A 25,018-nucleotide genomic window follows, 5' to 3' on the forward strand; every position below is an offset into this window, starting at 1 on the left:
CAGGAGGAATAATCCCGGTAGTGCACAGCGTCCTCGCTGTGTTATTTCTTCAAAGGAACCTCGTCCGAGATGGACGGGGTATCAACATATCTGGCGTTGACTTTTGGCACGCTGTTGAGTTCTCAAGAAACGGAAGCTTCCTTCGAGACCGTCTCACCGGTCCCTCCGGGCTTTCCCTTCGGGCTTTCCCTTCGGTTTCTCCAGCTTATCAGATCTTTTCGGACCCGATTCCCGCTGGCGGGATTTCCTGCTCTGCCTTTCCGGCCTCTCGGCCCGTCCGGCGTGTTCACTACTTTAGCGGATTTCCCCGCCGGCTCATAATCGAGCCGATCGAATCGAATTTCGGCATGCCGAAATTGACCCTGAAGGGAGGCCGTGCAGTAGTGGTTTGCCGCGGAGCGGCGGAAGTGGCTGCCGTTGGACCTTGTTCGGCCCGCGGCAACTGTTCGACTCTACACCAGGCCCGTATGGCTTACAAGCCGCGCCAGTTGGCTCGCCGCGCGCTACGCTGCCTGCCATGACTTCGCATGCGCTCACCCAGCAGTGGTGGCCCGCCTGACGGCGGCCGCCCCTCAGTGCATGCATCCAACGGCCGCCGCTTCGGCGGCCGTTGGCGTATCCGCTCCCGCATCCGGCCGCCGCGGTAGGCGGCCCGTATCCAGGGAGACAGCGAGATGACGCGAATCTTCAGCGGTATCAAGCCGACCGGCCACCTCACCTTGGGCAACTACCTCGGCGCCGTACGCCGGTGGGTGGAGGTGGACCAGCACCGGGCGGACGCCCTTTTCTGCGTCGTCGACCTGCACGCGCTGACCGTCGACCACGATCCCGGCCGCGTGCGGCGGCTGAGCCGCCAGGCGGCCACCCTGCTGCTGGCGGCCGGGCTGGACCCCGGCCGGTGCACCGTGTTCGTCCAGAGTCACGTCGACGAGCACGCCCGGCTGTCGTACCTGATGGAGTGCACCGCCACCGACGGCGAGATGCGGCGCATGATCCAGTACAAGGAGAAGGCGGCCCGCGAGCAGCAGCGCGGCGGGAGCGTACGGCTGTCGCTGCTGACCTATCCGGCGTTGATGGCGGCGGACATCCTGGCGTACCAGGCGGACGAGGTGCCGGTCGGGGACGACCAGACGCAGCACGTGGAACTGGCCCGGGATCTGGCGGTCCGGTTCAACCAGCGGTACGGGCACGCATTCACCGTGCCGAGGGCGGTCCGTCCGCAGGTGGCCGCTCGGGTGATGGATCTCCAGGATCCGGCTTCGAAGATGGGCAAGTCCCATGCCGCGACGGCCGGGATCGTCTATCTGCTGGACGAGCCGGACGTGATCCGCAGGAAGGTGATGCGCGCGGTGACGGACAGCGGCAGTGAGGTCGCGTACGAGCCCGACACGCGGCCGGGGGTGGCGAACCTGCTGGACATCCTGGCGGCGTGCACGGGGAGTTCACCGGAGGAACTGGCCGAGGGCTACGACTCGTACGGCGCGTTGAAGAAGGACACCGCGGAGGCGGTGGTCGAGGTGCTGCGGCCGTTGCGGGAGCGGCATGGCGAACTGTGCGCCGATCCGGGCCAGGTGGACCGGGTGTTGCGGGAGGGCGCCGAGCGGGCGCGGGCGCTGGCCCGCCCGACCGTTGACGCGGCGTACTCGGCGATCGGGCTGCTGCCAGCGCTGTAGGCCGGTGAATCAGCCGTTCCCGGAGGCCAGTTCGCGACTGCGGTCGCGGGCGGCCTCCAGGGCGGCGAGCAGCGCGGCCCGTACGCCGTGGTTCTCCAGTTCGCGGATGGCGCTGATGGTGGTCCCCGCGGGGGAGGTGACGGCCTCGCGGAGCTTGACCGGGTGCTCGCCGCTGTCCCGGAGCATGACGGCGGCGCCGATGGCGGCCTGGACGATCAGGTCGTGGGCCTGGGCGCGGGGCAGGCCGAGCAGGATGCCCGCGTCGGTCATCGCCTCGACCAGGTAGTAGAAGTAGGCGGGGCCGGAGCCGGACAGCGCGGTGGCCGCGTCCTGTTGGGACTCGGGGACCCGCAGCGTCTTGCCGACCGGCTTGAAGATCTCCTCGGTGCGGATCAGGTGCGCTTCGGTGGCGTGGCTCCCGGCGGAGATGACGGACATGCCCTCGTCCACCAGGACCGGGGTGTTGGGCATGACCCGTACCACCGGGGTGCCGTCGGCGAGCCGCTCCTGGAGGAACGCGGTGGTGATGCCCGCGGCGGCGGAGACCACCAGGCGGTCGGCGGGGACGTGCGCGGCGAGTTCGTCCAGCAGGGCTGCCATGTCCTGCGGCTTGACGGTGAGGATGAGGGTGTCAGCGGCCTTGGCGGCTTCGACGTTGCTGACCGCGTCGACACCGTACCGGGTACGCAGTTCCGCGGCGCGGTCCGCGCGGCGGGTGGTGACCAGCAGGTCCCCCGGGGCCCAACCGGCTCGGATCATTCCGGAGAGCAGCGCTTCGCCGATCTTTCCGGTGCCTAGTACGGCGACTTTCTGGGGCATCGTGCTTCACCTTTCCGCTGCCGTTCTGGCTGGTTGCCGGGCCATCGTCGCATCTCGGGGTGCGCGTGTGCGGGCCGGTCGCGGGTACGCGTGGGTTTTCCCCACCCGCCCGCTTCTCTGTCCTACGGTGTGCGGCGCCGTAGTGTGGCCGAGCCGAGGGCCAGTACGAGCAGGGCGCTGCCCGCGATGACGGCGAGGTCGCGCAGCAGGTCCGCGTTGGCGGAGGCGTCGAGCGAGACGCGGGTCATGGCGTCGACGGCGTATGACATGGGCAGGGCGTCGGAGACGTAGGACAGCGCGGTCGGCATGGCGCCGCGCGGTACGAACAGGCCGCACAGCAGCAGTTGCGGGAAGATCACCGCGGGCATGAACTGGACGGCCTGGAACTCGCTGGCCGCGAAGGCGCTGACGAACAGCCCGAGCGCGGTGCCGAGCAGTGCGTCGAGCACGGCGACGAGCAGCAGCAGCCAGGTGGAGCCGGCGAGGCTGAGGTGGAGCAGTCCGACGGCGAGGCCGGTGGCGAGGGCGGCCTGGACGATGGCGAGCAGGCCGAAGGCGAGCGCGTAGCCGAGGATCAGCTCGGCCTTATGCAGCGGCATCGACAGCAGACGCTCCAGGGTGCCCGAGGTGCGTTCGCGCAGCGTCGCGATCGAGGTGACCAGGAACATCACGATCAGTGGGAAGACGCCGAGCAGTGCTGGCCCGATGTGGTCGAAGGTCTGCGGGGTGGCGTGGAAGGCCCAGTAGAGCAGGGTGAGCAGAACGAGCGGGACGCCCAGCATGAGGGCGATGGTGCGCGGGTCGTGGCCGAGTTGGCGCAGTACCCGGCGGGCGGTGGCGAGGGTGCGCTGGGCGGTCATCGGGTCGCTTCCTGGTGGTGTGCGGCCTGGTCCACGAGGTGCAGGAAGGCGTCCTCGACGGTGGCGGTGCGGGTGCTGGCGCGTAGTGCGTCGGGGGTGTCGTCGGCGAGCAGTCGTCCGTCGCGCATGAGCAGCAGCCGGTCGCAGCGTTCGGCCTCGTCCATGACGTGGCTGGAGACCAGCAGGGTGGTGCCGTGGTCGGCGGCCAGGCGGTGGAAGAGGTGCCACAGCTCGCGGCGGAGCACCGGGTCGAGTCCGACGGTGGGCTCGTCCAGGACGAGCAGTTCGGGGGTGCCGAGCAGGGCGACGGCGAGCGAGGCGCGGGAGCGCTGGCCGCCGGAGAGGCGGCTGACGAGGTGGTCGGCGTGTGCGGTGAGGTCGACCTCGGCGAGTACCCGGCGAACGGTCGACCGGCGGTCGGCGCGTGCCGTGCCCGGGGCGAGCACGGTGGCGAAGTAGTCCAGGTTCTGACTTACCGTCAGATCTGTGTACACCGAGGGCGCCTGGGTCACGTAGCCGACGCGGGAGCGCAGTACGGGATGGCCCGCGGGGTGGCCCAGGACGTCGAGCCGCCCGGCGACCTTGGCCTGGGCGCCGACCAGGGCGCGCAGCAGCGTGGACTTGCCGCAGCCGCTGGGGCCGAGCAGGCCGGTGACCTGGCCGCGGGGAACGGTGAAGTCGAGGCCCTGGAGGACGGTACGGGCACCGCGGGTCACGGTGAGGCCGGCGGCGCGTACGGCCGGTGGAGCTGAATTCATCACGCGATGAATAATGCGCGTCGGTGCCGCCGGCGTCAAGGGGCGCGGGGTGGGTCTGGCCCCACCCCGGATCGGGCCCTGGAGGCAGTGCCAGCGGCCCGGCGCTCGCCGAAACTGGTGCCATGAGGGGACAAGGGCGAGCACGGCGGAGGACCCACGACCGCGAGCGGCTGGCCCGCCGGGTCCGGCGGGCCGAGCAGTGGAGGGCGCTGGGGCTCGGGCTGCGGATGTTCCGCAGGTCGCTGGGGACCGTGATGCCGCTGGCGGTGGCGCTGGCCGCCACGGCGTTGACGTTCTGCGTGGGACTGGTCTTCCTGGCACCGCCCGCGCTGCGGCTGACCCAGTGCATGGCCAGGCGCGAACGCCGCGTGCTGGCCGAGGAGTTCGGCATCGAGGTCCCGGAGGCGTACAAGCCGCAGGTCACCGTGGAGACGCTGCCCGACGGGCGGTACCGCTTCGGCAGGCGCGTCAAGCGCACGGTGCCGGGCCAGTGGGAGCTCGACTTCCAGCAGTTCACCACCGATCCGGCGATCTGGCGTGATCTGCGCTGGCTGTCCAGTGCCCTGGTGCTCGGGGTGCTGGCCACGGTACCGGCGGCGCTGATCGGCTATGGGCTGATCGGCCAGCTCATACCGGTGATCGCCTGGGGGGCGCACCATCTGGGACAGGGCGACAGCACCGTCTACACCTGGTTTCTGGCCGCGCCCGACGGGGAGCTGTCCTGGCCCGCGCACGTCCTGCTGGGCGCGACGTTCTTCGGCGGGTTCGGGCTGGCCCCGGCCCTGGTCCAACGCTACGGCGCCTGGTCGGCGAAGCTGCTCTCGCCGCCGCGGAACGCCCAGTTGCGGCAGCGGGTGCGGCGGCTCACCGAGACCCGGGCCGACGCCCTCGACGCACAGGCCGCCGAACTGCGCCGGATCGAAAGGGACTTGCACGACGGCGTCCAGGCCCGGCTGGTCGCGATGGGCCTGAACCTGGGCGCGGTCGAGCAGTTGCTGGAGCGCGACCCGGCCGCCGCCAAGGCGCTGCTGGCGCAGTCCCGGGAGGCGTCGGCGACGGCGCTGCGCGAACTGCGCGGCCTGGTGCGCGGGATCCATCCGCCGGTGCTCGCCGAGCGCGGCCTGGCGGACGCGATCAGGGCGCTCGCGCTGGACAGCCCGCTGGCCGTCGAGGTGACCGAGGACCTGCCGGGGCGGGCCGAACCACCGGTGGAGTCCGCGGTGTACTTCGCGGTGAGCGAGCTGCTGACCAACGCGGCCCGGCACGCGGCGGCCGACCGGGTGTGGATCGACGTGCACCACACCGGCGACGCGCTGCGGGTGCAGGTCACCGACGACGGCCGCGGCGGTGCCGACGCCTCCAACGGCAGTGGGCTGCGCGGCGTCGAGCGCAGGCTCGCTACGTTTGACGGCGTGCTGGCCCTGAGCAGTCCCAAGGGCGGACCGACCATCGTGACCCTGGAGCTACCGTGCGCATTGTCCTCGCCGAGGACCTCTACCTCCTACGGGACGGCCTGATCCGGCTGCTTGAGGCTCATGGCTTCGAGATCGCGGCGGCCGTGGAGAGCGGCCCCGAGTTGCAGCGGGCGCTGGTCGAACTGCGGCCGGACGTCGCGGTGGTGGACGTACGGCTGCCGCCGACGTTCACCGACGAGGGGCTGCAGGCCGCGCTGGCCGCCCGGCGCGAGGTGCCGGGCCTGCCGGTGCTCGTACTGTCCCAGCACGTGGAGCAGTTGTACGCGCGCGAGCTGCTGGCGGACGGCTCCGGCGGGGTGGGCTATCTGCTCAAGGACCGGGTGTTCAACGCCGAGCAGTTCACCGACGCGGTACGGCGGGTGGCCGCGGGCGGCACCGCGATGGACCCGGATGTCATCGCCAAGCTGCTGCGCAGCAACGCACGGGACGAGCCGCTGGCCGCGCTGACCCCGCGCGAGCGCGAGGTGCTGGAGCTGATGGCGGAGGGCCGCTCCAACACAGCTGTGGCGGGGCGGCTGTTCATCAGCGAGGGGGCGGTCAGCAAGCACACCACCAGCATCTTCGCCAAGCTGGGCCTGGCCGCCTCGGACGACGACAACCGCCGGGTGCTGGCCGTGCTGGCCTACCTCAACGGGGCGTGACGCGGGTCAACGGCGCTTGCGCCTGCCGGAGTTGGCGGAGCGTGCCGCCGGGTTGCCGGTGCGTGTGGAGCGCCGCCGCTCATACGCCTCACGGGCCCGCTCGTACTCGGTGCGGCGCAGCCGCTCCCCCGGCGCCTCACGCAGGCAGCGCACGAAGTAAGCGAACAGCGAGCCGATGAAGCCGATCAGCAGCAGTCCGCGGTTGTCGCCCCTGGACTCGGGGCGGCGGTTGAAGCCGTCCCAGGTCTGCCGGAAGGCCAGCGCGGTGCAGATGGCGAAGGCCGCGACGAACAGGATCTTGACGAAGGCGCCCACATCGGCGGTGTCGAAGCCCTGGTAGGCGAAGCGCACCACGAACGCCCCGGCCGCCGCGGCGAGCAGCGAGCCGATCGCGAGACCGGCCCGCCGCCAGCCGTAGCCGCCGTCGTGGTGCACCCAGGTGGTACCGAAGAACCGGATGGGCTCGGGCTCCGGGCCACCCTCGTCGCTGCTGCGCTGCTGCTCTGCCTCGCTCACACCGGCAATTGTCACCCGAGCTTGCTGACGTCCCGCACCGCACCCTTGTCGGCACTGGTCGCCATGGCCGCGTACGCCTTGAGCGCGGTGGAGACATGGCGGTCGCGGTCGACCGGGCGGTACACCCCGCCGAGCGCCGCGCGCCGCTCGGCCAGCTCCGACTCGCCCACCTTCAGCTCGACGGACCGGGCCGGAATGTCGATGCGGATCAGGTCACCGTCCCTGACCAGCGCGATCGTTCCGCCGGCCGCCGCCTCCGGGGAGACATGGCCGATCGACAGGCCGGAGGTGCCACCGGAGAACCGGCCGTCGGTGATCAGCGCACACGCCTTGCCCAGGCCGCGGCCCTTGAGGAACGCGGTCGGGTAGAGCATCTCCTGCATGCCCGGCCCGCCCTTGGGTCCCTCGTAGCGGACGACCACCACGTCGCCCTCCTTGACCCGCTTGTTCAAGATCGCGTCGACCGCCTGCTCCTGGGACTCCACGACCACCGCGGGACCCTCGAAGACCAGGATCGACTCGTCCACCCCGGCGGTCTTGACCACACAGCCGTCCACGGCGAGGTTGCCGCGCAGCACCGCGAGGCCGCCGTCGGCGGAGTAGGCGTGCGCGACATCACGGACGCAGCCGGACTCGGCGTCGGTGTCCAGCGAGTCCCACCGCTCGGACTGGGAGAACGCGGTGGCCGAGCGAACGCAGCCGGGCGCCGCGTGGAACAGCTCCACGGCCTCGGGGGACGGGGAGCCGCCGCGGACGTCCCACTTCTTCAGCCAGTCGGCGAGGGACGCCGAGTGCACCGCGTGCACGCTCTCGTCCAGCAGCCCGGCCCGGTGCAGTTCGCCGAGGATCGCCGGGATGCCGCCCGCCCGGTGCACGTCCTCCATGTGGTACGTGCCGTTGGGGGCCACCTTGCACAGGCACGGCACACCGCGGGAGAGCTGGTCGATGTCGGCCATCGTGAAGTCCAGCTCGGCCTCCTGGGCGGCGGCGAGCAGGTGCAGGATCGTGTTGGTCGAGCCGCCCATGGCGATGTCCATGGCCATGGCGTTCTCGAACGCGGCGCGGTTGGCGACGGCGCGCGGCAGGATGGTCGCATCGTCCTGGTCGTAGTACCGCTTCGTGAGCTCGACGACGGTGCGGCCCGCGTCCTCGTACAGCCTCTTGCGGGCGGTGTGGGTGGCGAGCACCGAGCCGTTGCCGGGCAGCGCCAGGCCCAGCGCCTCGACCAGGCAGTTCATCGAGTTGGCGGTGAACATGCCGGAACACGAGCCGCAGGTCGGACAGGCGGCCTCCTCGATCCGGGCCAGGTCCTCGTCGGAGACCGAGTCCGAGACGGCGTCGGACATCGCCGAGATCAGGTCGAGACCGGTGCGCACCGTTCCGTCCACCAGCACGGCCTTGCCGGCCTCCATGGGGCCGCCGGAGACGAAGACCGTGGGGATGTCGAGCCGCAGGGCGGCCATCAACATGCCCGGAGTGATCTTGTCGCAGTTGGAGATGCAGACCAGGGCGTCCGCGCGGTGCGCCTCGACCATGTACTCCACGGAGTCGGCGATCAGGTCCCGGGACGGCAGGGAGTAGAGCATTCCGCCGTGTCCCATGGCGATGCCGTCGTCCACCGCGATCGAGTTGAACTCGCGCGGGATGCCGCCCGCCTGCTTGATGGCGTCGGAGACGATACGGCCCACGGGGGCGAGGTGGGTGTGGCCGGGCACGAACTCGGTGAAGCTGTTGGCCACCGCGATGATCGGCTTGCCGAAGTCCTCACCGGCTACGCCTGCCGCGCGCAGCAGCGCGCGGGCTCCCGCCATGTTGCGGCCGTGGGTGACCGTACGTGACCTCAGCTCGGGCACGGGACCTCACTCCTCGAATTCGTGGGCGCCTTCCGAGGGTACGCCTACCGTGTCGGGATGCGGACGTGCCGTCCGCGATCCGGACAGCCTCACTCGGCGGCGGTCAGGTAGCGCTGGATGGTGGGCGCCACGTACGCGACGATCTCCTCCTCCGTCGCCGAGGCCAGCGGCTCCACCTTGAGCACGTAGCGCACCAGCACCACGCCGATCAACTGCGCGGCGGCCAGTTCCGCGCGCAGCCGGGCGTCCGGCAGGTCCAGCTCGCCCGCCACCTTCAGCAGCACCCGGCGCAGTACGAAGCCGCGCAGTACGCCCGCCGCCGTCTCGTTGGTGACCGCCGAGCGCACCACGGCGAGCAGCGGGGCACGGGTCGCCGGGTTGTGCCACACCGACAGGAAGTAGCGGGCCAGCCGCTCCCCCACCTGGTCGGGACCCGCGGCCAGCACGTCGGGCACGCCCAGCGCGGGCGCGAAGCTGACCTCGATCGCCGCCTCGAAGATCTGCTCCTTGGCGCCGAAGTAGTGGTGGACCAGCGCCGGGTCGACCTCGGCGGCCTTGGCGATCGCCCGGATCGAGGTCTTGTCGTAGCCGCGCTCGGCGAACACGCCACGGGCGGCGCCCAGGATCCGCTCCCGGGTGCCGGAGTCACCGGCGCGGGCACCGGTGGGACGGCCACGGCGGCGTCGGGTGGGCGGCTGCTCGTGTTCGGTCATCGGGTGCGGCCGACCCCCGCCTCGGAGGCCAGGTGCAGCCGGGTGAAGGCCAGGGCCTCGGCCAGGTCGGCCTCACGTTCGGCGGCGGACATCGCCCGCCGGGTGTTGACCTCGACCACCACATGGCCGCTGAAGCCGCTCGCGGCCAGCCCCTCCAGCAGTTCGGCGCACGGCTGGCTGCCCCGGCCGGGCACCAGGTGCTCGTCCTTGGCAGAACCGTTTCCGTCGGCAAGGTGCACATGTGCCAGCCGGTCGCCCATCCGGTCGACCATCTCCAGCGCATCGTTGCGGGCCGTCGCGGTGTGCGAGAGGTCGACCGTGAAGTGCCGGAAGTCCTCCTTGGTGGGGTCCCAGTCGGGGGCGTACGCCAGCATCTCGCGGTCGCGGTAGCGCCACGGGTACATGTTCTCCACCGCGAACCGGACATCGGTCTCGTCGGCCATCCGCCAGACGCCCCGCACGAAGTCCCGGGCGTAGTTGCGCTGCCACCGGAAGGGCGGATGCACCACGACCGTGGACGCGCCCAGCCGCTCGGCGGCGCTGCGGGCGCGTTGCAGCTTGATCCACGGATCGGTGGACCAGACCCGCTGGGTGATCAGCAGACACGGTGCGTGGACGGCCAGGATCGGCACGCCGTGGTAGTCCGACAGGCGGCGCAGCGCCTCGATGTCCTGGCTGACCGGGTCCGTCCAGACCATCACCTCGACGCCGTCGTAGCCCAGTCGGGCGGCGATCTCGAAGGCGGTCGCGGTGGACTCCGGGTATACGGACGCGGTCGACAGGGCGACCTTGGCGTCCGGCACCGTCACGGCACGGCGCTTCGCCGTGCCTCCTGCGCGCGGGGTGCGCTGCGGGTGCGGGTGCGTTGGGTCGGCCACGGGCAACAGCGTACGGGGGCACCGGCGCACGGCGAGCGTGATCCCGGTTACCCCGGGTGGGGGGTGGTCCCGGGTAGGCGCGTCGGCCCCGGGTGGAAGTGCCGGACTAGATCCGGTCGAGCCGCCGCAAGATGACTCCCTCCCGCAGCGCCCAGGGGCAGATCTCCAGCTCGTCCAGCTCGAACAGGTCCATCGCGCCCTCCGCCACCAGCGCGCCCGCCAGCAACTGGCGGGCACGCCCCGCGGACACCCCGGGCAGCATCGCCCGCTCTGCCGCGGTCATGTTCGCCAGCCGCGGCACCCACTCCTCCAGCGCCCGCCGCCCCAGCGTGCGCTGCACGTACAGCCCCTCCGCGGAGCGGGCCGCGCCCGCGATCCGGGCGAGTTGCTTGAACGTCTTGGACGTACCGACCACATGGTCCGGCGTGCCGAGCCGGGCGAACTCGGAGACCGTCCGGGCGATCTCCGCCCGGACGTGCTTGCGCAGCGCCCGCACGTCCTCCGCCGAAGGCGGATCACCGGGCAGACCGGCGGCCGTGAGCCGCCCCGCGCCCAGCGGCAGCGAGACCGCCGCGTCCGGCTGCTCGTCGATCCCGTAGGCGACCTCCAGCGAGCCGCCGCCGATGTCCAGCACCAGCAGCCGTCCGGCCGACCAGCCGAACCAGCGGCGGGCGGCCAGGAAGGTCAGCCGGGCCTCGTCCTCGCCGGAGAGCACGGCCAGCTCGGTGCCGGTCTCCTGGGCGACCCGGGCCAGCACCTGCTCACCGTTGGCCGCCTCCCGTACCGCCGAGGTGGCGAACGGAAGGACCTCCTCCACGCCCTTGTCCTCGGCGACCTGCCGGGCCTCCAGGATCTGCGCGATCAGCTGCTCGACGCCCGCGTCGTCGATGGCCCCCTTCTCGTCGAGCAGTTCGGCCAGCTTCAGCTCCGCCTTGTGGGAGTACGCGGGCTGTGGCCGCGCGCCCGGATGCGCGTCCACCACCAGCAGGTGGACGGTGTTGGACCCCACGTCGAGTACTCCGAGTCGCATAGCCAAGACGCTAGCGCGTCCGTACGCCGCGGTGAGCGGGGGCAGCCCCTACCCTGGACCGCGTGGCAAAGGCGGCAAAGGTGAAGAAGTCGAAGAAGAAGCAGCAGCGGGACGCGGCCGACGAGGTCGGTCTGGACTTCCCGCGGGCCTGGGTCGAGTTTCCCGACCCGGCCGATGACGAGCAGGTCTTCCGATGTGACCTGACCTGGCTCACCTCCCGCTGGACGTGTGTGTTCGGCCGCGGTTGCCAGGGCATCGAGGCGGGCCGGGCCAGCGACGGCTGCTGCACGCTGGGCGCGCACTTCTCGGACGAGGACGACGAGGCGCGGGTCGCCAAGCACGCGGCCCGGCTGACCCCGCAGACCTGGCAGCTGTACGACATCGGTACCGGCCCGGAGGGCTGGGCCGAGGTCAACGAGGACGGCGACCGGCAGACCCGCCGGGTGGACGGCGCGTGCGTCTTCCTGAACCGGCCGGGGTTCCCGGGCGGCGAGGGCTGCGCACTGCACACGCTGGCGCTGCGCGAAGGCCGCGAGCCGCTGGAGACCAAGCCGGACGTGTGCTGGCAGCTGCCGATCCGCCGGACGTACGAGTGGGTGGACCGGCCCGATGACAGCCGGGTGCTGGTGGTGTCGATCGGCGAGTACGACCGGCGCGGCTGGGGCCCGGGCGGGCACGACCTGCACTGGTGGTGCACCAGCGCCACCTCCGCGCACGGAGGCGGCGAACCGGTCTACCTGTCGTACCGGCCGGAGCTCACCGAGCTGATGGGTTCGGCCGGATACGGCAAGCTGGCGGAGCTGTGCGAGGCGCGGCTGGCCGCGCAGTTGCCCCTGGTGGCCCCCCACCCGGCGGATCCGGCGTAGCCCCTGCCGGGGCGGGGGTACGGGTCTGTGTCTTTCGGGGCGTCCGCCGAACCCCCGCTCACTCGGGGCAAGCCCCCGATGCCCCGGTTATGACGCCGACGCCCGAGGTGTCGGCGTCGTGGTGGCGGAGGGGGTCGGGGAGGGCTGGCCCTGGCCCTCGATGGTGACCATGGCGCCGGACGGCGTGAAGACGATGCGGCCCCGCCAGGGGCCGGCCGGTTCCGCCTGGCGGTTCACGGTCACCGTCACCGTGACGCTCTCGCCAGGGCTCAACTGACCCGCCGCGAGGCTGAGTTGGAGCCAGGACGCGCCCGTCGAGGCGGCCCAGTGGATCGGTGAGCCGCCCTCGTTGGTCAGTGTGATCAGCGTGTCGGTGCCGGCCGGCTGGGCACTGACGGTGAGTCGGCCCGGGGACGGCGCGCCGCTGCCGCCGGAGCCGGACGGGGACGGTGAACCGGGCGCGCCGGGTGCGGACGACACGCTGCCCGTACCGCTCGGCGAGGCGCCCGGGCTGCCGGGCAGCGCGCTGGGGCCGCCGCTGCCGTCCTTGCGTCCGCGCTCCTCCGCGAGCCGCCCGCTGCTGCCCGCCTTCTGGTACGAGTAGCCGTCACCGCCGTCCGCCTCGGTGGCGGAGACGGTGGTGGCGTCCTGGCTCTCCCCGGTGTGCGGGGCGCTGCGGTACGCGGCCCACAGCGCCAGGGCCGGGGCGGCCACCACGGCCGCGACCACCGTGGTGGTCACCGCGCGGTGCCGGATCAGCGCGCGGCGGGCGGCCCGGTCCTTGCTGTCCACCGGGAAGCCCCGCCGGTCGAAGTGCGGTACCGGACGGTGCCCACCGGCGCGCATGGCGCGCAGCGAGTGCTGCATGGCGCTGTGCGCGGCCTGCCGCGGCGCCTCCAGTACGGAGAGCACGGACGGGGTGGCGGTGCCCGGCCACGGTCCGGCGGCCACCGCCTGTTCCGCGGTGAGGCGGCACGCCGGGCACTCGTCGACGTGCCGTACGAGTTCCCGGCGCAGCGCCGTACCGAGCAGCACCTGGGTGTCCCCGGCGAGCCGGGCGACGGCCGGGCAGCTGCCGAGTTCGACCACCGCCAGCGCGGTGCGGGTGCGTTCGATCTCGCAGGCGGCTCGGGAGAGCAGGGCGCGGGCGATCTCCCGGTCCATTCCGGTGACCATCGCGATCTCGCGTTCGGACAGCTGGTGCCGTACGGCGAGTTCGATGGCCTCGCGCTGTTCCGGGCTGGTTCCGGCGGCCTCCGGCCAGGCGAGGGCGGCGAGTTCGCGGCGGCGCTCCTGGGCGGCCTGCTGCGAGGTCTCCGGTGAGCCGACGGCGGGGCGCCCCTCGGCGAGGCGGCGCAGGCAGGCCCAGCGGGCGATGGCGTACAGCCAGGGGCGGCGCAACTCGGGGTCGCGCAGCCGTCCCCGGTAGCGCTCGGCGACGGCGAGGGTGTCGCCGAGCGCGGCGACGGCGGTGTCGCGTTCGCACAGCACCGACAGGCAGTAGGTGAACAGCCCGTCCAGATACGGCTCGTACGGCGAGGGAGCGGGGCCGGGCACGCGGCGGCCGACTCGCGGCACGGCCCGGTGCGCACCGGTGATGGTGGGGGGCGACTGGGGGTGTTCGGGCCTGCTCATCACTGGGCGACGGTAGGGCGGCGATTAGCGCCATCCCACCCCCGATCGCAAGGTTTAACCCTTTCGGGTGCACTTCACCCGCAAAGGAGGACACCAGGTTCGGCCATATGGGTGACGCCGTACCGGGCCAACGGCGCACCACCCGGGTGCCTGCGGTGCCAGGCCGTCTTGCGGCATGCCGCCGCGAGTGAGCCGAAGGGCGCGCCGGTCCCGACGGCGACGAGGACGGCGGAGGGAGCGGCGGGGGACCGGCCGCTCGACGTGGAGTGCCGAGACCGGGGCAAAGCGCCCGGAGGCGAGAGAGCCCGGACCAGGGTTGTCGGACCCCACCGCTACGGTGGCGGTCATGGCTGCCCGTACGCGTACGACCGCAAAGGACCGACCGTCCTATCGCTGCACCGAGTGCGGCTGGACCACCGTCAAGTGGGTCGGCCGGTGCGGGGAGTGCCAGACGTGGGGCACCGTCGAGGAGTACGGCGCCGCCCCCGCCGTGCGCACCACCGCGCCGGGCCGGGTCACCGCACCGGCGCGGCCGATCGGGCAGGTCGACGGGCGGCAGGCGACCGCTCGCGGCACGGGCGTGCCGGAGCTGGACCGGGTGCTGGGCGGCGGCCTGGTGCCGGGCGCCGTGGTGCTGCTGGCGGGCGAGCCGGGGGTCGGCAAGTCGACGCTGCTGCTGGACGTGGCGGCGAAGGCGGCCAGCGGCCAGGCCAGGACGCTGTATGTGACGGGAGAGGAGTCCGCCGGGCAGGTGCGGCTGCGGGCGGACCGGATCGGGGCGATCAGCGACCATCTGTACCTCGCTGCGGAGACCGATCTGAGCGCGGTCCTCGGCCATCTGGACGACGTCAAGCCCGCGTTGCTGGTGCTGGACTCGGTGCAGACCGTGGCCTCGCCGGAGATCGACGGCGCGCCGGGCGGGATGGCGCAGGTCCGCGAGGTGGCCGGGGCGCTGATCCGGGCGTCCAAGGAGCGCGGGATGTCCACGATCCTGGTCGGCCACGTCACCAAGGACGGTGCGATCGCGGGTCCCCGGCTGCTGGAGCACCTGGTCGACGTGGTGCTGCACTTCGAGGGCGACCGGCATGCCCGGCTGCGGCTGATCCGCGGAGTGAAGAACCGGTACGGCGCGACCGACGAGGTGGGCTGCTTCGAACTGCACGACGAGGGCATCACGGGCCTGGCCGACCCGTCGGGCCTGTTCCTGACCCGGCGTGACGAGGCGGTGCCGGGCACCTGTCTGACCGTCACGCTGGAGGGCCGCCGCCCGCTGGTCGCCGAGGTGCAGGCGCTCACCGTCGCCTCGCAGATCCCCTCGCCGCGGCGGACCACCTCGGGGCTGGAGACCTCGCGGGTGTCGATGATGCTGGCGGTGCTGGAGCAGCGCGGCCGCATCCACCAGATCGGCAAGTGCGACATCTACAGCGCCACGGTGGGCGGGGTGCGGTTGTCCGAGCCGTCCGCCGATCTGGCTGTGGTGCTCGCGCTGGCCAGCGCGGCCAGCGACACACCACTGCCCAAGAACCTGGTGGCGATCGGCGAGGTGGGCCTGGCGGGCGAGGTCCGGCGGGTCACCGGGGTGCAGCGGCGGCTCGCGGAGGCGGCCCGGTTGGGCTTCACCCATGCCCTGGTGCCGCAGGATCCGGGCAAGGTCCCGGCGGGCATGCGGGTGACCGAGGTGGCCGACGTCAGCGAGGCCCTGCGGGTCCTTCCGGCCCGGGGCCGCACGCGCTAGCGGGCACCGGCAGCCCTCGGCGGCGGTGGCGTGGCCGGTAGACTTTGCCCTGGTCTCGCCCGTCCGGGCATCCGTACGACCGGAGGAGAGCAGTGGCAGCCAACGACCGGGCAGCGGCTTCCGGCAGGTCTGGCGGGGGTTCCGGCACCGACGGGCTCATGCGCGCCTCGCTCAGCGCGGTAGCGCCCGGTACGGAGCTGCGGGACGGTCTGGAGCGGGTGGTCCGCGGCAACACCGGCGGGCTGATCGTGCTGGGCATGGACAAGACCGTGGAGTCGCTGTGTACCGGGGGCTTCGTACTGGACGTGGAGTTCACCGCGACCCGGCTGCGCGAGCTGTGCAAGCTGGACGGCGCGGTGATCATGGACCGGGACATCACCAAGATCCTGCGCGCGGGCGTCCAGCTCGTCCCGGACCCGACCATCCCCACCGAGGAGACCGGCACCCGGCACCGCACCGCGGACCGGGTCAGCCGGCAGGTGGGCTTCCCGGTGGTATCGGTCAGCCAGTCGATGCGGCTGATCGCGCTGTACGTCGGCGGGCAGCGCCGGGTGCTGGAGGACTCGGCGGCGATCCTGTCCCGCGCCAACCAGGCGCTGGCCACGCTGGAACGTTACAAGCTGCGGCTGGACGAGGTGGCGGGCACGCTGTCCGCGCTGGAGATCGAGGACCTGGTCACCGTGCGGGACGTGACGGCGGTGGCGCAGCGGCTTGAGATGGTGCGCCGGATCGCCACCGAAATCGACGAGTACGTGACCGAGTTGGGCACCGACGGGCGCCTGCTGTCGCTCCAGCTGGACGAGTTGATCGCGGGCGTGGAGCCGGAGCGCGAGCTGGTGGTGCGGGACTACGTACCGGAGCCCACCGCGAAGCGCACCCGTACCGTCGGCGACGCGCTGGCCGAGCTGGACTCGCTGCCGCAGAGCGAACTGATCGAACTGACCACCGTGGCCCGGGCGTTGGGCTACACCGGCTCGCCTGAGTCCCTGGACACCGCGGTCAGCCCGCGCGGCTACCGGCTGCTGGCCAAGGTGCCCCGGCTGCCGAACACCGTCATAGAGCGGCTGGTCGAGCACTTCGGCGGTCTGCAGAAGCTGCTGGCGGCCAGCGTGGACGACCTGCAGATGGTGGAGGGCGTCGGCGAGGCCCGGGCCCGTTCGGTCCGCGAGGGCCTGTCCCGTCTGGCGGAGTCCTCCATCCTGGAGCGGTACGTCTAGTTCCGGCCCTCAGGAACCCCCGTTGAGGGTGAACGTGGTCTGCGCGGAACCGATTCCGCCCGTGGTGACCTTGACCTGGTAGTTGCCGGAGGGCGCGGTCTGCGCGCCGGACGGCGAGGCGCACTGCGGGACGCTCAGGGTGCGGTCCCACTGGACGTAGAAGCTGGTCGAACCACCGGCCGGGACCTGGAGCGGGTAGGCCTCACGGGTGGGCGGGCAGTCGTCCGAGGCCCACACGTGGTGGCCGGAGCCGTCCACGATGGTGACCACCGCGGCGGTGCTGCCGAAGTCCACCTTGCAGGCGCTGCCACCGGAGTTGACCGCCGTCAGCTCGAACTTGGGCTTGTCGGTGAGGTCGTAGGTGTTCTTCACGCTGCGCAGCTTCAACTGCACCTGTGCGGAAGCGCAGTCGGGCAGCGCGGAGTCCGCCGGAAGCGGCGGCGGGTTGCCACCGGAACCGGAACCACCGCCAGACGAGCCGCCGGAGGAACCGGAGTTGGCGCCCCCGGCGCCCCCGCCGCCCGCGTTGCCGCCGGAGCCTCCGGACGAGCTGGTGCCGCCGGTGTCGCGGCCGCCCGGCCGTGCGGTGATGCCGGTCTGGCTGCTCGTCGGACCTGGGGTGATGGAAGGAACCGGAGTACGGCCGCCGGGCCCCTGCGCCTCGCCCTTGTGCCCGGCGTTGCTGTCACCGCCGGGCAGCAGCATCCAGACTATGAGCCCGACGAGGAGCACGAACAGGCCCAGCACAACTGCCCGCCGCCGCCAGTAGATGGAGGAGGGCAGGGGGCCCACCGGGTTGCGCAGATTGCCCACGCACCAAACTCTATGGGAGATCCGACGCCGCTCTGTGCACCACCCGCCGCACGGACCTCAACTCTTTGCAGCTCTTCATATGTTTCGACGCCGCCGGAACGGTGTGGAAGGATCGAACACGTCATGACCACCGATACCGCCCGTACCACCGGGAACGCCGCCGCCACGCTGCACCTGCCGGTGAACGCCTGGTACGAGGCCAACGCCCGCGATCTGCCCTGGCGCCGCCCGGAGGCCGGTGCGTGGGGGGTCATGGTCAGCGAGTTCATGCTCCAGCAGACTCCGGTCTCGCGGGTGCTGCCCATGTACGAGCAGTGGCTGGCCCGGTGGCCTCGCCCGGCCGACCTGGCCGCCCAGCCGCCCGGCGAGGCGGTGCGAGCCTGGGGGCGGCTCGGCTACCCGCGCCGTGCGCTGCGGCTGCACGCCGCCGCGAACGCCATCACCGAGCGGCACGGCGGTGAAGTCCCCAGCGACCACGCCGAGTTGCTGGCGCTGCCCGGGGTCGGCGAGTACACGGCGGCCGCGGTCGCCTCGTTCGCCTACGGCCAGCGGCATCCGGTGCTGGACACCAACGTGCGCCGGGTGTTCGCCCGTGCGGTCAGCGGCCTGCAGTACCCGCCGAACGCCACCACGGCGGCGGAGCGGCGCCTGGCGCGCCAGTTGCTGCCGGACGAAGAGGCCACGGCGGCGCGTTGGGCGGCGGCCACGATGGAACTGGGCGCGCTGGTCTGCGTGGCGCGCGGTCCGCAGTGCGGGCGGTGCCCGATCGCGGCGCGGTGCGCATGGCGGCTGGCCGGGTTCCCGGAGCACGACGGTCCGCCGCGGCGCGGCCAGTCGTACGCGGGGACCGATCGGCAGGTGCGCGGCAAGCTTCTTGCCGTACTACGCGAATCCCGTGAACCCGTGACGCAAGCCACACTTGATGCGGTTTGGGACGAACCGGTACAACGGGCCCGGGCGTTGGACGGCCTGGTGGCCGACGGTCTGGTGGAGCCCGTCGCACCGGGCGTGTACCGCCTGCCCGTTGAGTGAGCGGCCGTCAGCGCGCTGTGACCGCGCAGTGATCGTCAGGGCCGTTGGTTCCGGTTGTTACACAACCGATGGGTTCCTGTGAAACCGCTGTGCGCCCAAGGTCGGGGTATCCGCAACAGCCGGTCCCTAGCGTCCTTCCCTGCGTCCTTCCTTTCTCGGGTTGACCAACCGATCGGACGCGAACGGTGACACCACGGCAACGGGACGTTTGGAGGCGGTCATGGCGGCGGACTCGGCGATCGACGGCAAGACGCTGGACTTCGAGGAGTACGTGCGAGCCCGGCAGGACTCGCTGCTCCGCAGCGCGCGCCGACTGGTCCCCGACCCCGTGGACGCCCAGGACCTGGTGCAGACCGCGCTGTGCCGTACGTTCCCGCGCTGGGAGCGGATAGCGGACAAGGGCCTGGCCGACGCCTACATGCGCCGGGTGATGATCAACACCCGGACCGAGTGGTGGCGCGCCCGCAAACTGGACGAGGTGCCCACCGAGAACCTCCCGGACGCCAGCATCGACGACGGAACCGAGCAGCACGCGGACCGCGCCATGCTGCTGGGCGCGCTCGCGGTGCTCGCCCCCAAGCAGCGGCAGGTCGTCGTACTGCGACACTGGGAGCAGATGAGCACCGAGGAGACCGCCAAGGCGCTGGGGATGTCCATCGGGACGGTCAAGAGCACCCTGCACCGCGCCCTGGCCCGGCTGCGCGAGGAGCTTGAGCGCACCGCGTACGGCCAGGAGCACGTCGACGGGGAGCCAGGGGAGGGCGCGTGCGCCGCATAGCCCCGTCCCCTTGGCGATGCGCACTGCTGACCGCCGCGCTCGCGCCGCTGGTGCTGATCACCGGCTGCGCCGAGGGCGGCGGTGTGCGTGTCGAGGGGACCGCCGGCACCGCCGCGGTGAGTTCCTCGCCCTCGCTACGGCCGACGCCGGCCACCAAGGTCGATCCGGTCGCACTGCTGAGCAACGACCCCAAGGTCGGCACCGACATAAAGCGGAACCTCAAGCCGTGCGCGGGCCACGAATACCCCATCGACACCAGCTACGGGAACCTGACCGGAAACTCTGTGCCCGATGTGGTGATAAACGTCCAGACTTGCGCGGATGGCGTGGGACTGGGTAGTTACGTCTACCGTATGGAGAACGGCGAATACACCGATGTCTTCGGGGACGAGCAGCCGCCTGTCTACATTGACATCGACAAGGGCGACCTGGTGCTGACGCGGCAGGTCTACGGGCCCGAGGACAAGGTGTGCTGTCCGTCCGGTGAGGACGTGATCACGTACCACTGGACGGGCGACCGGTTCGCCGAGACCGCCCGCACCCACAGCGACTACGGAAAAAAGGCCGCCGATGGCTGACACTCATGTCCTGTTCGTGGAGGACGACGACGTGATCCGCGAAGCGACGCAGCTCGCCCTGGAGCGCGACGGCTTCAAGGTGACCGCCGTCCCGGACGGGATCGTCGGCCTGGAGGCGTTCCGCGCCCGGCAGCCGGACATCGCGCTGCTCGACGTGATGGTGCCCGGCCTCGACGGAGTCAGCCTGTGCCGCCGGATCCGGGACGAGTCCACGGTTCCGGTGATCATGCTGTCGGCACGCGCCGACTCCATCGACGTGGTGCTGGGCCTGGAGGCCGGGGCCGACGACTACGTCACCAAGCCGTTCGACGCCGCGGTCCTGGTGGCCCGGATCCGGGCCGTGCTGCGCCGCTTCGGGCACGCCACCGCGCACGGCGGAAGGGAATCCTCCGCCGAGGACGACGGATCGCTGCGGTTCGGCGACCTGGAGATCGACACCGACGGCATGGAGGTACGGCGCGGTGGTGAGCCGGTATCGCTCACCCCGACCGAGATGCGGCTGCTGCTGGAGTTCTCCGCCGCGCCCGGCTCGGTCCTCTCCCGTGACCGGCTGCTGACCAGCGTCTGGGACTACGACTGGGGCGGCGACACCCGGGTCGTGGACGTCCATGTGCAGCGGCTTCGCACCAAGATCGGCCAGGACCGGATAGAGACGGTGCGTGGCTTCGGATACAAGCTCAGGGCCTGAGCGACCGTGGCCCCCTTGAACCGTGCCGCACTCCGCCGCGCTGGGCTGCGCTGGCCCGGGCTGCGCTGGAAGCTGACGGTGGCGATAGCGGCGGTCTCCGCGCTGGTCGCGCTGGCCATGGCCGTGGTGGTGCACAACGCGGCGCACCTCAGCATGCTCAACAGCGCCCGGGAACTACAGGACCAGCGGGTGCAGGTCGCGGCGCGGATCTACCAGTCCAACCACCGGCTGGTGATCTCGGCCAAGATCAACGACCCCAATCTGCCCGCACCGCTGAAGGCCGCTGCGGCGAAGGGACTTCGCGCCACCTACATCAAGAGGGTCAGCGGGGAGCCCATCGTCTGGGCCGAGATGCCGCTGCCCAACAACAAGGTCATCTCGCTCTACGACCGCTCCCCCGACCTCGCCCAGGTGCTCTCCGACCTGGACGGGGTGCTGATCGCGGGCTCGGTCGCGGTGGTGCTGGCCGGGGCGGCGCTGAGCGTGATCGTCGGCGGACAGCTCTCCCGGCGGCTGCGCAAGGCGGCCGTCGCGGCACGTGCGGTGGCGGGCGGCGAGCCGGACGTACGGGTACGGGACGCGGTGGGGCGCCGGGTACGGGACGAGACCGACGAGTTGGCGCGGGCGGTGGACGAGATGGCCGACGCGCTGCAGAAGCGGCTGGAGGCCGAGCGACGGGTCACCGCGGACATCGCGCACGAGCTGCGTACTCCGGTCACCGGCCTGGTCACCGCCGCCGAGCTGCTGCCGCCGGGCCGCCCCTCGGAGCTGGTGCGGGACCGGGCGCAGGCGCTGCGCACGCTGGTGGAGGACGTGCTGGAGGTCGCCCGGCTGGACGGCGCGGAGGAGCGCGCCGACCTCCAGGAGGTGGCGCTGCCGGAGTTCGTCCGCCGCCGGGTGCGCGGGCTCGCGCCGGAGGCGACCGTCGAGGTGGTACGGGACGCGTGGGTGCAGACGGATCCGCGGCGCCTGGAGCGCATCCTGGGCAATCTGCTGGCCAACGCGGTCCGGCACGGCAAGGGGCCGGTCGAGGTGATGGTGGACGGCACGGTCGTGCGGGTCCGCGACCATGGGCCGGGGTTCCCCGACGTGCTGCTCCAGGACGGGCCGAGCCGGTTCCGCACCGGCAGCAGCGACCGGGCGGGCCAGGGCCACGGCTTGGGCCTGACCATCGCCACCGGCCAGGCCCGGGTCCTGGGCGCCACCCTCTCCTTCCACAACGCCGCCGACGAGGATGGCGGCGGCGCCATAGCCGAACTCCACCTTCCACCCGCCCAGCCGGACGCGTAGCGGCCCCGAGGGCCGGTTTACGGGCGGGGGGTGCGGTCGGCTTGCACGGGCAGCCTCCGTACCGAGGGGGTTACGGGGATATACCGCCTCTTTTGGGAAATTTTTCCTGATCAGGCCAAAACTTCCCGGTGCCGCGGATCGGTAGGCAGGACGCATGTCCATCGGGCACCGTTGTGCCCCAGTTCGGCGAGGAGTTTCATGTCGTCCCTCAAGCGTCGGATCGCCCAGGTCACCCTGCTGGCCACCGCAAGCACCCTGCCCGTCATCGCCTCGGCGGGCTCCGCCAGTGCTGTGGGGGCCGACCTCGGCCCGCTGGTGGAGCGGGTGGCCAAGACGGCCGTACCGCTCGTCGCCAACACGCTGAACGGCTTGCAGGGCCGCCATGGCGCGGCCCCGCTGAGCAACGCCATCGGCCAGAGCGGCGGCATGGCCTCCCCGGGCGGCCTGTGACCGACACGCGCAAAGGGGTCGGCCCCGGAACCACATGGGTTTCGGGGCCGACCCCTTCTGTGTCCGCGTCTGTCAGACGTCCTTGCTGAGGTTCGGGCCGGCGCCACCCCTGCCCGCGGCCTCAACCGGCGGAGCGTCCGCCACCGTGACCTTCTCCTCGCCGCGGAAGGTGAAGGTCTTCTCCTCGCCTTCGCCCTCCGTGCCGACGACCACGATGTGACCGGGGCGCAGCTCGTTGAAGAGGATCTTCTCCGAGAGCTGGTCCTCGATCTCCCGCTGGATCGTGCGGCGCAGCGGCCGGGCACCCAGGATCGGGTCGTAGCCCTTCTTGGCGAGCAGCGACTTGGCCTCCTGGCTGAGCTCGATGCCCATGTCCCGGTCCTTGAGCCGCTCGTCCACCTTGGCGATCATGAGGTCGACGATCTGGATGATGTCGTCCTCGCTGAGCTGGTGGAAGACCACGATGTCGTCGACACGGTTGAGGAACTCGGGCCGGAAGTGCTGCTTCAGCTCCTCGCTGACCTTCGCCTTCATCCGCTCGTACCCGGTCTTGACGTCACCCGCGGCGGCGAAGCCGAGGTTGAAGCCCTTGGAGATATCCCGGGTACCGAGGTTCGTGGTCATGATGATGACCGTGTTCTTGAAGTCGACCACCCGGCCCTGGGAGTCGGTCAGGCGACCGTCCTCCAGAATCTGCAACAGCGAGTTGAAGATATCCGGGTGGGCCTTTTCGACCTCGTCGAACAGCACCACCGAGAACGGCTTACGGCGCACCTTTTCGGTGAGCTGGCCGCCCTCTTCGTAGCCGACGTAACCGGGAGGCGAGCCGAAGAGGCGGGAAACGGTGTGCTTCTCGCTGAACTCCGACATGTCGAGCTGAATCAGCGCGTCCTCGTCGCCGAAGAGGAATTCGGCGAGCGTCTTGGACAGCTCGGTCTTACCCACACCGGACGGACCGGCGAAGATGAACGAGCCACCGGGACGCTTGGGGTCCTTCAGACCCGCACGAGTGCGTCGAATGGCCTGGGAGAGCGCCTTGATGGCGTCCTTCTGGCCGATGACGCGCTTGTGCAGCTCGTCCTCCATGCGCAGCAGGCGGGAGGACTCCTCCTCGGTGAGCTTGAAGACCGGGATACCGGTGGCCGTGGCCAGGACCTCGGCGATCAGCTCCTCGTCGACCTCGGCGACGACGTCCATGTCGCCGGCCTTCCACTCCTTCTCCCGCTTGGTCTTCGCGGAAAGCAGCTGCTTCTCCTTGTCACGGAGCGAGGCGGCCTTCTCGAAGTCCTGGGAGTCGATGGCCGACTCCTTCTCCCGGCGCACGTCGGCGATCTTCTCGTCGAACTCGCGCAGGTCCGGCGGAGCGGTCATCCGGCGGATGCGCATCCGGGAACCGGCCTCGTCGATCAGGTCGATCGCCTTGTCCGGCAGGAAGCGGTCGGAGATGTAGCGGTCGGCCAGGGTGGCCGCCGCGACCAGGGCCGCGTCGGTGATCGAGACACGGTGGTGCGCCTCGTACCGGTCGCGCAGGCCCTTGAGGATCTCGATGGTGTGGGGCAGCGACGGCTCGGCGACCTGGATGGGCTGGAAGCGGCGCTCCAGGGCCGCGTCCTTCTCCAGGTGCTTGCGGTACTCGTCGAGCGTCGTGGCGCCGATGGTCTGCAGCTCGCCCCGCGCCAGCATCGGCTTGAGGATGCTCGCGGCGTCGATCGCGCCCTCGGCGGCACCCGCACCCACCAGGGTGTGGAGCTCGTCGATGAACAGGATGATGTCGCCGCGGGTGCGGATCTCCTTGAGCACCTTCTTCAGGCGCTCCTCGAAGTCACCGCGGTAGCGCGACCCGGCCACCAGCGCGCCGAGGTCGAGGGTGTAGAGCTGCTTGTCCTTGAGCGTTTCGGGAACCTCGCCCTTGACGATGGCCTGGGCCAGGCCCTCGACAACGGCGGTCTTGCCGACACCGGGCTCGCCGATGAGGACGGGGTTGTTCTTGGTACGGCGGGACAGCACCTGCATGACCCGCTCGATCTCCTTCTCGCGCCCGATGACCGGGTCGAGCTTGGTCTCGCGAGCGGCCTGCGTCAGGTTGCGGCCGAACTGGTCGAGGACCAGGGAGGTCGAGGGCGTGCCCTCGGCCGGGCCGCCGGCCGTGGCCGACTCCTTGCCGCCCTGGTAGCCGGAGAGCAGCTGGATGACCTGCTGCCGCACCCGGTTCAGGTCGGCGCCGAGCTTCACGAGGACCTGGGCGGCCACGCCCTCGCCCTCGCGAATCAGGCCGAGCAGGATGTGCTCCGTACCGATGTAGTTGTGGCCGAGCTGGAGGGCCTCACGGAGCGACAGCTCCAGGACCTTCTTGGCGCGCGGGGTGAAGGGAATGTGCCCGGACGGGGCCTGCTGGCCCTGGCCGATGATCTCCTCCACCTGCTGGCGGACCGCCTCGAGCGAAATCCCGAGGCTCTCCAGGGCCTTAGCGGCGACACCCTCACCCTCGTGGATCAGGCCCAGGAGGATGTGCTCGGTGCCGATGTAGTTGTGGTTGAGCATCCGGGCTTCTTCCTGAGCCAGGACGACAACCCGCCGCGCACGGTCGGTGAACCTCTCGAACATCGTTAATCGCTCCTCAGAGCGGTCAGGCAGATCGGGGCCGGTCCCCTCCCTGTCCTTCCGCATGCTAGTCCCGACGAGCGGGACAGCTCACTTCAACCGTCGACACCCGTGAGAAG

At 71.3% G+C, this 25,018-nt stretch carries 23 protein-coding genes; 12 read left to right on the forward strand and 11 right to left on the reverse strand.

Annotated elements, in window-relative coordinates:
- The first annotated feature begins 674 nt into the window (after positions 1-674).
- The gene (trpS, locus tag P3G67_RS23430; RefSeq protein ID WP_276095234.1) at positions 675-1,673 is read left to right on the forward strand and encodes a tryptophan--tRNA ligase; all 999 of its coding nucleotides are present in this window, start codon (positions 675-677) and stop codon (positions 1,671-1,673) included.
- A 9-nt stretch (positions 1,674-1,682) separates the two neighbouring features.
- Here trpS and proC read toward each other — a convergent pair whose 3' ends face one another.
- From proC to P3G67_RS23445, 3 genes are all read right to left on the reverse strand, one after another.
- Positions 1,683-2,492: a pyrroline-5-carboxylate reductase gene (proC, locus tag P3G67_RS23435; RefSeq protein WP_269857799.1), complete on the reverse strand. Its 810-nt coding sequence runs from the start codon at positions 2,490-2,492 to the stop codon at positions 1,683-1,685.
- Positions 2,493-2,614: 122 nt separating this feature from the next.
- Entirely contained in the window at positions 2,615-3,352 is a 738-nt protein-coding gene (locus P3G67_RS23440; RefSeq protein WP_276095235.1) for an ABC transporter permease, read from the reverse strand.
- Positions 3,349-4,110 (reverse strand): ABC transporter ATP-binding protein, encoded by a 762-nt coding sequence (locus P3G67_RS23445; RefSeq protein ID WP_276095236.1) that lies wholly within the window; start codon positions 4,108-4,110, stop codon positions 3,349-3,351. The genes P3G67_RS23440 and P3G67_RS23445 overlap by 4 nt, the downstream gene beginning before the upstream one ends.
- Positions 4,111-4,232: 122 nt before the next feature.
- Here P3G67_RS23445 and P3G67_RS23450 point away from each other — a divergent pair, with 122 nt between their 5' ends.
- Entirely contained in the window at positions 4,233-5,627 is a 1,395-nt protein-coding gene (locus P3G67_RS23450; protein ID WP_276095237.1) for a sensor histidine kinase, read from the forward strand.
- Entirely contained in the window at positions 5,579-6,226 is a 648-nt protein-coding gene (locus P3G67_RS23455) for a LuxR C-terminal-related transcriptional regulator (protein ID WP_269857803.1), read from the forward strand. The genes P3G67_RS23450 and P3G67_RS23455 overlap by 49 nt, the downstream gene beginning before the upstream one ends.
- Positions 6,227-6,232: 6 nt before the next feature.
- Here P3G67_RS23455 and P3G67_RS23460 read toward each other — a convergent pair whose 3' ends face one another.
- The 5 genes from P3G67_RS23460 to P3G67_RS23480 all read right to left on the reverse strand — a co-directional run bounded on the left by P3G67_RS23460 (position 6,233) and on the right by P3G67_RS23480 (position 11,216).
- Complete coding sequence (locus P3G67_RS23460) at positions 6,233-6,742, reverse strand: hypothetical protein (RefSeq protein ID WP_276095238.1); 510 nt, start codon at positions 6,740-6,742, stop codon at positions 6,233-6,235.
- A gap of 11 nt (positions 6,743-6,753) precedes the next feature.
- Positions 6,754-8,595, reverse strand: coding sequence for a dihydroxy-acid dehydratase (gene ilvD, locus P3G67_RS23465; protein ID WP_276095239.1), 1,842 nt, complete (start codon positions 8,593-8,595; stop codon positions 6,754-6,756).
- 89 nt (positions 8,596-8,684) lie between these two features.
- The gene (locus tag P3G67_RS23470) at positions 8,685-9,308 is read right to left on the reverse strand and encodes a TetR/AcrR family transcriptional regulator (protein WP_276095240.1); all 624 of its coding nucleotides are present in this window, start codon (positions 9,306-9,308) and stop codon (positions 8,685-8,687) included.
- The gene (locus P3G67_RS23475; RefSeq protein WP_276095372.1) at positions 9,305-10,117 is read right to left on the reverse strand and encodes a sugar phosphate isomerase/epimerase family protein; all 813 of its coding nucleotides are present in this window, start codon (positions 10,115-10,117) and stop codon (positions 9,305-9,307) included. The genes P3G67_RS23470 and P3G67_RS23475 overlap by 4 nt, the downstream gene beginning before the upstream one ends.
- 175 nt (positions 10,118-10,292) lie before the next feature.
- The gene (locus tag P3G67_RS23480) at positions 10,293-11,216 is read right to left on the reverse strand and encodes a Ppx/GppA phosphatase family protein (RefSeq protein ID WP_269857807.1); all 924 of its coding nucleotides are present in this window, start codon (positions 11,214-11,216) and stop codon (positions 10,293-10,295) included.
- 62 nt (positions 11,217-11,278) lie between these two features.
- Between P3G67_RS23480 and P3G67_RS23485 the strand changes: the two genes are divergently transcribed.
- Positions 11,279-12,082, forward strand: coding sequence for a hypothetical protein (locus P3G67_RS23485; protein ID WP_391858328.1), 804 nt, complete (start codon positions 11,279-11,281; stop codon positions 12,080-12,082).
- Between the two features lie 87 nt (positions 12,083-12,169).
- Here P3G67_RS23485 and P3G67_RS23490 read toward each other — a convergent pair whose 3' ends face one another.
- Positions 12,170-13,717 carry a BACON domain-containing protein gene (locus tag P3G67_RS23490; RefSeq protein WP_276095241.1) on the reverse strand — a complete coding sequence of 516 codons (1,548 nt, stop codon included), beginning with the start codon at positions 13,715-13,717 and terminating at the stop codon, positions 12,170-12,172.
- 346 nt (positions 13,718-14,063) lie between these two features.
- Here P3G67_RS23490 and radA point away from each other — a divergent pair, with 346 nt between their 5' ends.
- Together radA and disA are read left to right on the forward strand one after the other, a co-directional pair.
- Entirely contained in the window at positions 14,064-15,452 is a 1,389-nt protein-coding gene (gene radA, locus P3G67_RS23495; protein ID WP_269857809.1) for a DNA repair protein RadA, read from the forward strand.
- Between the two features lie 92 nt (positions 15,453-15,544).
- Positions 15,545-16,669 carry a DNA integrity scanning diadenylate cyclase DisA gene (gene disA, locus P3G67_RS23500; protein ID WP_269857810.1) on the forward strand — a complete coding sequence of 375 codons (1,125 nt, stop codon included), beginning with the start codon at positions 15,545-15,547 and terminating at the stop codon, positions 16,667-16,669.
- Between the two features lie 9 nt (positions 16,670-16,678).
- Here disA and P3G67_RS23505 read toward each other — a convergent pair whose 3' ends face one another.
- Positions 16,679-17,482, reverse strand: a complete 804-nt coding sequence (locus P3G67_RS23505; protein ID WP_276095242.1) for a hypothetical protein — start codon at positions 17,480-17,482, stop codon at positions 16,679-16,681.
- Between the two features lie 123 nt (positions 17,483-17,605).
- Here P3G67_RS23505 and P3G67_RS23510 point away from each other — a divergent pair, with 123 nt between their 5' ends.
- The 6 genes from P3G67_RS23510 (at position 17,606) to P3G67_RS23535 (ending at position 22,298) form a co-directional block, all read left to right on the forward strand.
- Positions 17,606-18,514: an A/G-specific adenine glycosylase gene (locus tag P3G67_RS23510; protein WP_276095243.1), complete on the forward strand. Its 909-nt coding sequence runs from the start codon at positions 17,606-17,608 to the stop codon at positions 18,512-18,514.
- A gap of 220 nt (positions 18,515-18,734) precedes the next feature.
- On the forward strand, positions 18,735-19,292 hold the full coding sequence (locus P3G67_RS23515; RefSeq protein WP_276095244.1) for a SigE family RNA polymerase sigma factor: 558 nt from the start codon (positions 18,735-18,737) through the stop codon (positions 19,290-19,292).
- On the forward strand, positions 19,280-19,870 hold the full coding sequence (locus P3G67_RS23520; protein ID WP_276095245.1) for a hypothetical protein: 591 nt from the start codon (positions 19,280-19,282) through the stop codon (positions 19,868-19,870). The genes P3G67_RS23515 and P3G67_RS23520 overlap by 13 nt, the downstream gene beginning before the upstream one ends.
- A complete protein-coding gene (cseB, locus tag P3G67_RS23525) occupies positions 19,863-20,558 on the forward strand; it encodes a two-component system response regulator CseB (protein ID WP_269857815.1) in 696 nt (231 codons plus the stop codon). Before P3G67_RS23520 ends, cseB begins: the two co-directional genes overlap by 8 nt.
- A 15-nt stretch (positions 20,559-20,573) precedes the next feature.
- Positions 20,574-21,848 carry a sensor histidine kinase gene (locus P3G67_RS23530; RefSeq protein WP_276095246.1) on the forward strand — a complete coding sequence of 425 codons (1,275 nt, stop codon included), beginning with the start codon at positions 20,574-20,576 and terminating at the stop codon, positions 21,846-21,848.
- Positions 21,849-22,046: 198 nt separating this feature from the next.
- Positions 22,047-22,298, forward strand: coding sequence for a hypothetical protein (locus P3G67_RS23535; protein WP_269857817.1), 252 nt, complete (start codon positions 22,047-22,049; stop codon positions 22,296-22,298).
- Between the two features lie 72 nt (positions 22,299-22,370).
- Here the strand turns inward: P3G67_RS23535 and P3G67_RS23540 are convergent, their stop codons facing one another.
- On the reverse strand, positions 22,371-24,902 hold the full coding sequence (locus P3G67_RS23540; protein WP_276095247.1) for an ATP-dependent Clp protease ATP-binding subunit: 2,532 nt from the start codon (positions 24,900-24,902) through the stop codon (positions 22,371-22,373).
- Positions 24,903-25,018 lie beyond the last annotated feature (116 nt).

Origin of the sequence: Streptomyces silvisoli (assembly GCF_029269905.1) — a bacterium.
GTDB lineage: Bacteria > Actinomycetota > Actinomycetes > Streptomycetales > Streptomycetaceae > Streptantibioticus_A > Streptantibioticus_A silvisoli_A.